Origin of the sequence: Nitrosomonas communis (genome assembly GCF_024102715.1) — a bacterium.
GTDB classification, from domain to species: domain Bacteria; phylum Pseudomonadota; class Gammaproteobacteria; order Burkholderiales; family Nitrosomonadaceae; genus Nitrosomonas; species Nitrosomonas communis_B.
The window spans coordinates 1-6,720 of the sequence record NZ_JAGFJM010000043.1 but is presented as its reverse complement, the minus strand read 5'-3'; the positions used below and the strand labels follow the sequence as shown (position 1 = coordinate 6,720).

At 46.1% G+C, this 6,720-nt stretch carries 8 protein-coding genes; 4 read left to right on the top strand and 4 right to left on the bottom strand.

Annotation, left to right across the window (positions count from 1 at the left end; translation table 11 throughout):
* Together J5I83_RS04260 and J5I83_RS04255 are read left to right on the top strand one after the other, a co-directional pair.
* Positions 1-440, top strand: a 440-nt coding sequence (locus J5I83_RS04260) for a carbohydrate ABC transporter permease (protein WP_304053539.1), incomplete at its 5' end; no start/stop codon positions are given.
* Positions 441-458: 18 nt separating this feature from the next.
* Positions 459-1,628, top strand: coding sequence for a sn-glycerol-3-phosphate ABC transporter ATP-binding protein UgpC (locus J5I83_RS04255; protein WP_304053538.1), 1,170 nt, complete (start codon positions 459-461; stop codon positions 1,626-1,628).
* A gap of 115 nt (positions 1,629-1,743) precedes the next feature.
* Here the strand turns inward: J5I83_RS04255 and J5I83_RS04250 are convergent, their stop codons facing one another.
* Positions 1,744-2,922, bottom strand: coding sequence for an NAD(P)/FAD-dependent oxidoreductase (locus J5I83_RS04250; protein ID WP_304053537.1), 1,179 nt, complete (start codon positions 2,920-2,922; stop codon positions 1,744-1,746).
* 254 nt (positions 2,923-3,176) lie between these two features.
* Between J5I83_RS04250 and J5I83_RS04245 the strand changes: the two genes are divergently transcribed.
* Positions 3,177-3,911, top strand: coding sequence for a pseudouridine synthase (locus tag J5I83_RS04245; protein ID WP_304053536.1), 735 nt, complete (start codon positions 3,177-3,179; stop codon positions 3,909-3,911).
* Positions 3,912-3,932: 21 nt separating this feature from the next.
* On the opposite strand, the gene mtgA is transcribed toward J5I83_RS04245, so the two are convergent.
* Together mtgA and J5I83_RS04235 are read right to left on the bottom strand one after the other, a co-directional pair.
* Positions 3,933-4,667, bottom strand: coding sequence for a monofunctional biosynthetic peptidoglycan transglycosylase (mtgA, locus tag J5I83_RS04240; RefSeq protein ID WP_304053535.1), 735 nt, complete (start codon positions 4,665-4,667; stop codon positions 3,933-3,935).
* Positions 4,668-4,965: 298 nt separating this feature from the next.
* A complete protein-coding gene (locus J5I83_RS04235) occupies positions 4,966-5,565 on the bottom strand; it encodes a histidine phosphatase family protein (RefSeq protein ID WP_304053534.1) in 600 nt (199 codons plus the stop codon).
* Between the two features lie 182 nt (positions 5,566-5,747).
* On the opposite strand from J5I83_RS04235, the gene J5I83_RS04230 reads away from it, so the two are divergent.
* Positions 5,748-6,167 (top strand): secondary thiamine-phosphate synthase enzyme YjbQ, encoded by a 420-nt coding sequence (locus J5I83_RS04230; RefSeq protein WP_304053533.1) that lies wholly within the window; start codon positions 5,748-5,750, stop codon positions 6,165-6,167.
* 53 nt (positions 6,168-6,220) lie between these two features.
* Here J5I83_RS04230 and J5I83_RS04225 read toward each other — a convergent pair whose 3' ends face one another.
* Positions 6,221-6,610, bottom strand: coding sequence for a diacylglycerol kinase family protein (locus J5I83_RS04225; protein WP_304053532.1), 390 nt, complete (start codon positions 6,608-6,610; stop codon positions 6,221-6,223).
* Positions 6,611-6,720 lie beyond the last annotated feature (110 nt).

Sequence of the window (6,720 nt, the reverse complement as noted above, 5' to 3'; positions counted from 1 at the left end):
GATTTTGTTGTCTCTGGTTGGGCTTGCTCCTTCCTTATATGATTTTGACTTTCTCTCTGTCAATTTGGATTTTACACGCTTTTTTTCGTGAATTTACCTGGGATCTGGATAAAGCAGACCGTGTCGATGGCGCTACACCCTTACTAGCCTTTATTTGGGTGATTGCGCCACTAGCTGCACCAGCTGTTTTTACCACTGCAATACTGGTATTTATCTTTGCCTGGAATGATTTTTTGTTTGCGATTTCTTTGACCTCTACCAACAACGCTCGAACGGTGCCTGCAGCGATTGCTTTTTTTACGGGCAGCTCTCGTTTTGAATTACCCACTGGTTCCATCGCAGCAGCTTCAGTAGTAGTCACTGTGCCTGTCATGGCCATGGTGTTAATTTTTCAACGACGCATCGTTGCGGGCCTCACATCGGGTGCTGTCAAGGGTTGATATAAGCGAAAAGGGAAGATGGCAAAAATCGAACTAAGCAATGTCACTAAACAATTTGCAGATGGAACGATAGCGGTAAGGGCTGCCAGTTTTACCATTAATGATGGTGAATTTTTTATTCTGGTGGGGCCTTCCGGTTGTGGCAAATCAACATTGCTCCATATGATCGTCGGCCTTGAAGAAGTCAGCAGCGGTGAGATTCGGCTAGACGGTAAAATGATTAATCATCTTGATCCGAAGGATCGCAATATGGCCATGGTGTTCCAGAGCTACGCGCTCTATCCGCACATGAGCATACGGGAAAATATCGCTTTTCCGTTGATCATGGCCAAAGTACCTAAAAAGGAAATGGATAAACGTGTGGAAGAAGTGGCTGCCATCCTGGAACTGAGCCATTTACTCGACAGCAAACCGCGCAATCTATCGGGAGGTCAGCGTCAACGTGTGGCTATGGGAAGGGCGATCGTGCGCAAGCCAGCGGCCTTTTTGCTTGACGAGCCATTATCTAATCTTGATGCCCGGCTGCGCAATCAAATGCGTAATGAACTTGCTCGACTCCAAAAACGGCTGGGTACTACGACAATTTATGTGACTCACGATCAAACCGAAGCCATGACGCTGGGTGATCGAGTAGCTGTGCTAAATAATGGAATTATTCAACAAATCGGTACACCTTACCAGTTATATCAACAGCCGGCCAATTTATTTGTTGCTGGATTTGTCGGTTCACCAGCAATGAATTTTTTTCCAGGACAAATCAAAGGTGACCACTTATTTTTTTTCTCACTCAATCTTGAAACAAATCTCCCTGCACATGCTAATTTTCCGAACCAGCTTGACGATGTCATCATCGGTATTCGTCCTGAAGATTTTTATGTGTTAGCAAATGAGAGTGAACAGATTGAAAACCAAGCCATATTTGATACTCAAATAGATATCGTCGAATGGTTAGGTGCTGAATTGCTCATTTATTTTCAGATCGAAATTAACCATTGGCCTGACATGCCGGCACTAGCACAGAATCTTAATCTAGATAAGAAGCCAGGTGACATGTTGGAGGTTACCACTAGGCTAGATGCTACTTACCCCATCAAGGAAGGGGATACGATAAAACTTACGTTCGATATCAATAAATTACATTTCTTTGATCCTCGAACAGGCGATCAATTAGCATCAAAACTGGATTGACGTACCGTTATTGATGGTCACAAACACCTGTTATTCATCGCGAACGCTAATTTTTCCCGCATAACTATCTTCAACTACCGGGCTGATAACCTCGCTAATCACTGTAACATAATGATTAATCGCTAATTCGATCCAGCAAGGTTGCACGCGTATGTTCAGCCTTTTCTGCAATCAGTTGTGTGGCAGTCTCGACCTGATTCCAAGTATTCCACAGTAGGACGCCACTGACATGACCCTCTCGCAAATAGTAGATCACGCCTTTATGGAAGGGTTCTTTCCAATCTTCGACGATATCGAGACCAGCATCAAGCTCGCCAACTGCTTCGTAGCCGAGATCAAATAGATCAGAGTAGAAAAAAGGCTGGTAGTGATAAGGATTCGATTGACCGGCCATGTTCCTGCCTGCCATTTCTCCCATGACATTTGCGTTATCTTCATGTTCTACACGCATCCGTTTTTGCAGGAGTGTGCTGTAGAAATTTGCGACATCGCCGGCGGCATAAATATCAGGATTGCTCGTGCGTAGCAGCTCATCGACTATGATTCCATTATCTATGGTAAGTCCGGCCTGCTCGGCAAGATCAGTATTGGGCTGGATCCCCAGTCCGGCCACGATGCCGTCAGCGGCTATTTCAATGCCATTTTTGCTCGTCACAATTATTTTTGTGCCTGCCTTTCGAATGAACTTAACCGTGTCAGATACATGCAGGGTGATGCCTTTCTCCCGGTAATAGTTGTTCAGGTATTCAGACAGTGCTGGTGGATAGACACGTGCACCAATACCAGCTTCTGGAAAAATCATTGTTACTTGCTTATTGTTCATGGCAAGCGCGGCAGCAATCTCTGAGCCTATGAAACCACCACCGATAACGACAAAATCTGTACCGCGTTCGCATAGTTCGCGTAACTTGTGATAATCGTTTACTGTTCTAAAGTAAATTACATTTTCATCTGAATCAGGCAATCGTCGAACTGATCCGCCAGTGGCGAGTAGGAGCTTCTCATAAGTGTAGACATTGCCAGTGTTATCCGTGGCTGTCTTGTTCGCCGTATCAAGATTGACTATTTTTTTGCCTATATGCAGGGCAACATCGAGATTATGTTGGCTACGCCAAATCGATTCGAATTGTGCGCCTTTCCACAATGATTTGGATAGAGGAGGGCGATCATAAGGTGAGTGTAATTCTTCACAGATCATGGCGATAGCGCCACTTGGATCAACTTTGCGGATGCCGTGAATAGCTGAGTCGGCAGCCATTCCTCCGCCCACAATGAGGTATTTGTGATGTTTCATGGTAGCTCCCTTTATAAGATGCACACTAAAAACTAATCACCTGCACTGGTTAAAGCACCTATCAATATATTACCCGTAAAATTTTGCATGTGTTGGTTTTTTAGTGGGCTTGGATCATTGAAACCTTATTAGTTTGCTAAGAGTGGAAGACAAGGTGCATCTCCTTTGCTTTTATTTAATTAGATAAAGCAACGACATAGTTTGGCGCTATAGGTTACTATTGGTATAAATATAGTTTACAACAAATAAGGCGCATGACTGAAAAGGTAAGACTTTCTAAAATTATGTCCGAACGCGGTTTATGCTCTCGCCGTGAAGCGGATGTCTTCATCGAGCGTGGCTGGGTGTACGTAGACGGCATAAAAATCACTGAACTTGGCACCAAGATTTATCCCAAGCAGAATATCGTCCTCAATAAGCAGGCGCAAGTTCAACAAACCCAGCGCGTCACCATCCTGCTGCACAAGCCTATTGGTTATGTCTCTGGCCAGCCAGAACCAGGCTACCAAGCAGCAGTGACGCTCATCACCGCTGGCAATCACTACAAGAACGACTCATTGCTTCAGCAGCTTTCTGCAGCGCAACTGCGCGGCCTTGCCCCTGCTGGACGATTGGACATCGATTCCAGCGGTTTATTGGTTCTTACCCAGGATGGTCGTATCGCCAAGCAGCTGATTGGCGCCGATTCGCAAATTGAAAAGGAATACCTGGTGCGAGTGGAAGGCAGGCTGGGCGACAAAGGCCTGCATCAGCTCAATCATGGTCTCAGACTTGACGGCATACCGCTTAAACCTGCGCACGTAACCTGGCAGAACCAGGATCAGTTGCGTTTTCTTCTGAAGCAAGGCAAGAAGCGTCAAATCCGCCGTATGTGCGAACTGGTAGGGCTTAAAGTAGTGGGTCTCAAGCGCGTGCGTATCGGCAAGGTCAGGCTGGGTGATTTACCGAAAGGGCAATGGCGGTATTTGCGGGAAGACGAGCAGTTTTAATCTCCAGTGCGATCTCTGGGTCTATTGCAGTGAGGCTGATGGTGGCGGCGCGCTTTCATCCATGCGTCTGAGAATGAACTCCTGCCGGCGCAACAGTCGCTTCGGTGGTTTGCCGCTATTCAGGGACCTAGGATTGATGAGGGCTGCGGCCATCAAGGCTGACTGTTCGCGGTTCAGCGCCGCTGCAGGAATCTTGAAGTAGAGCTGAGCTGCAGCTTCTGCTCCCCAAATCCCATTACCCCACTCAATTACATTCAGGTAAATCTCAAAAATACGGTGCTTGCTCAATTCAGCTTCGAGTCGTCGGGCGATGAGCACTTCGCGAAACTTGGAGAACAAATTGTTCGACGGCGAGAGATAAAGATTTCTGGCCAGTTGCTGCGTGATGGTGCCACTGCCTGTCAATTCTATTTTCTTCCAGTCTATTGCAATGGATTTCTGCAGTCTGTTGAAGTCAATGCCTCCGTGCGAAAAAAAAGTGGCGTCCTCAGCCACGAGTACCGCATGTTTTAGATGGGGGGATATTTGATCGTATGGAATCCAGCGCTGCAGGCGGCGCGGCGCCATGCCCATTTGTTGTGCTTTAGCGGCGTGCAAGTCGATGAATGCAGTCGACGCAGGATTCATTGTCTGCAGGGAACGGACATCGGGCAGCGTGAGATATACATATGCGATGTAGGCTGCTATGCCGACAGCAATCGCTCTGCTTCCCCAGTGCCAGATTCGGGTATATGTGGTATAAATACCTTTTTCCATATCTCTAGAATGTAGCGAGAACGCTATGGGCTGTCAAATACCAGTCTTTGCCAACATGCAACAAGTCTGAGCAAGCAGCTTCTGAATCAATCATTACGCGGAGGATGGTAAACACTATGGCTAAAGCCAGCCTGTAACCAATTGCAAGGTCAAGACGTTTACGCAAGAGACGGCTGATATTATGAGCAAAGTTTCTGAAATACTATCGATTGAGCGCGAGGGCATTGTTTTTCTGCTGCCACTTTGATGCTGCTGATAGGGTGCTTCTGGCGGGGATAGATATGGTTCCCGGCAGTTATCAGACAGACAGCTTTCCATTCAGTAATTCCAGCATTCCACCGGTGGCTGTGTGGCGAATACGGGTAATTCCGCCGTTACTGATTTTGATACGATAAAGACCAGCCGGTGCGACATGAATGGTTTTTGTGATCACTGCACGAATGACACCCGCGTGAGCAACGATGAGACAATGTTTACCATGATGGCGTTCAACGATTTCATCATAGGCGGAACTAACGCGGTTGATAAATGCGTCCAGCTTCTCTGCTCCATCCGGTCGGTGGTTTACCGGATCGCTCAGAAAAGCCTGAAACTCATCGGCTCTACCTATTTTAATGTCATCGTGGCTCTGTCCTTCCCATGAACCTAATCCTACCTCTTTTACTCGAGGTTCAATAGTGACCGGTATGCTATGACGCTTCCCCAGCGCATGGGCAAACGCCTGGCAGCGCTGAAGCGGCGAGGTGACGATCTGCTCCCATGCATTATACTGACCTACCGCATCCCACATCTGGCACCAGCCTTTTTCGGTGAGCGGATCGTCGATGTTGTGGCCACGATAACGGCGTCCGCCAGCAGGTTCGCCGTGACGAATTAAGTCAATTACAGTTTCTGTCATAAGAATTTTTATGGGGTAATTTTTGATGCCATAGTCTATCTGATATGGCGCAATAGAACAGATTTTCCTTAAATTTGTTCAGGATTATGCGGGAATAGAAGCGGCATCGAATTTGGGTATTCTGATAATATATCAGACCGTTGGATTAAAATACGTAGCTTGGAGAATTTGACTGATATTTCATGTGGATACAAAAAAGACTCCATCTTAGACCGCGTGCACGTGGATTTCATCTGGTGACTAATGAGATATTGCAGCAGTTGCCGGAATTAAGGAATATCGGCATAGGAATCATGAATATCTTTATGCAGCATACTTCCGCATCATTAACGTTGAATGAAAATGCAGATCCAGCAGTGCGCCAGGATTTTGAGAATTACTTCAATCATGCCATACCTGAGGATGCATCCTACTACAGACATATGGATGAAGGAAGCGATGATCTTCCTGCACATTTAAAATCGAGTGTGCTAGGTTGCAGTTTGACCATTCCAGTCAGCAACGGCCGGCTGAACCTAGGCACATGGCAGGGAATCTATCTTTGCGAACATCGCAATCATGGTGGAAGCAGAAGTCTTATCATTACCATTAATGGCGCATAGTTTTATGCTTTTCTCGAATTCTGTCCAAGGCATGTAGCAGTTCCGAGATAAGATCACAGCAGTGTTTTGAAATAGGGCAGAAAAATGATTAGCCCTACGATAATGGCGCCCATGGCGCTGATTAGCACAGCACCTGCAGCCACATCTTTAGATTTTTGTATCAGTGGATGTGGAGCGGGAGAAGAAGCGTCACATAAAAACTCAATGGCGGTGTTTAAAGCTTCTGAAACCAATACTGCCAAAATAGCAAAGATGATAAGACACCACTCAACGGAATCAATCTGAAAAAACAGTCCGCAACTAATGACTACAATGGCTACAAGAAGATGAATCCAGGCATTGTGCTGGCTTTTTATCAATACCGCAATACCCGCAAAAGCGTAACTGAAGCTTTTAATCCTGGCCGCGACTGAAAAAGTAGATGTTTTATACTCATCGCACATGAAATTTCGGCACTCAGGCACTACCGATGATTTGGAAATTATCGGTTAATAGTGTGCGTAATTCTGTTTTGTAATGATCCGATGCTGTGAAAAAAGCTTCACAAGTGCTT

Coding starts and splice junctions, on each gene's coding strand:
- J5I83_RS04250 (WP_304053537.1), bottom strand. CDS start 2,922: ATGAAACATCACAAATACCTCATTGTGGGCGGAGGAATGGCTGCCGAC.
- J5I83_RS04230 (WP_304053533.1), top strand. CDS start 5,748: ATGTGGATACAAAAAAGACTCCATCTTAGACCGCGTGCACGTGGATTT.
- mtgA (WP_304053535.1), bottom strand. CDS start 4,667: ATGGAAAAAGGTATTTATACCACATATACCCGAATCTGGCACTGGGGA.
- J5I83_RS04255 (WP_304053538.1), top strand. CDS start 459: ATGGCAAAAATCGAACTAAGCAATGTCACTAAACAATTTGCAGATGGA.
- J5I83_RS04225 (WP_304053532.1), bottom strand. CDS start 6,610: ATGTGCGATGAGTATAAAACATCTACTTTTTCAGTCGCGGCCAGGATT.
- J5I83_RS04235 (WP_304053534.1), bottom strand. CDS start 5,565: ATGACAGAAACTGTAATTGACTTAATTCGTCACGGCGAACCTGCTGGC.
- J5I83_RS04245 (WP_304053536.1), top strand. CDS start 3,177: ATGACTGAAAAGGTAAGACTTTCTAAAATTATGTCCGAACGCGGTTTA.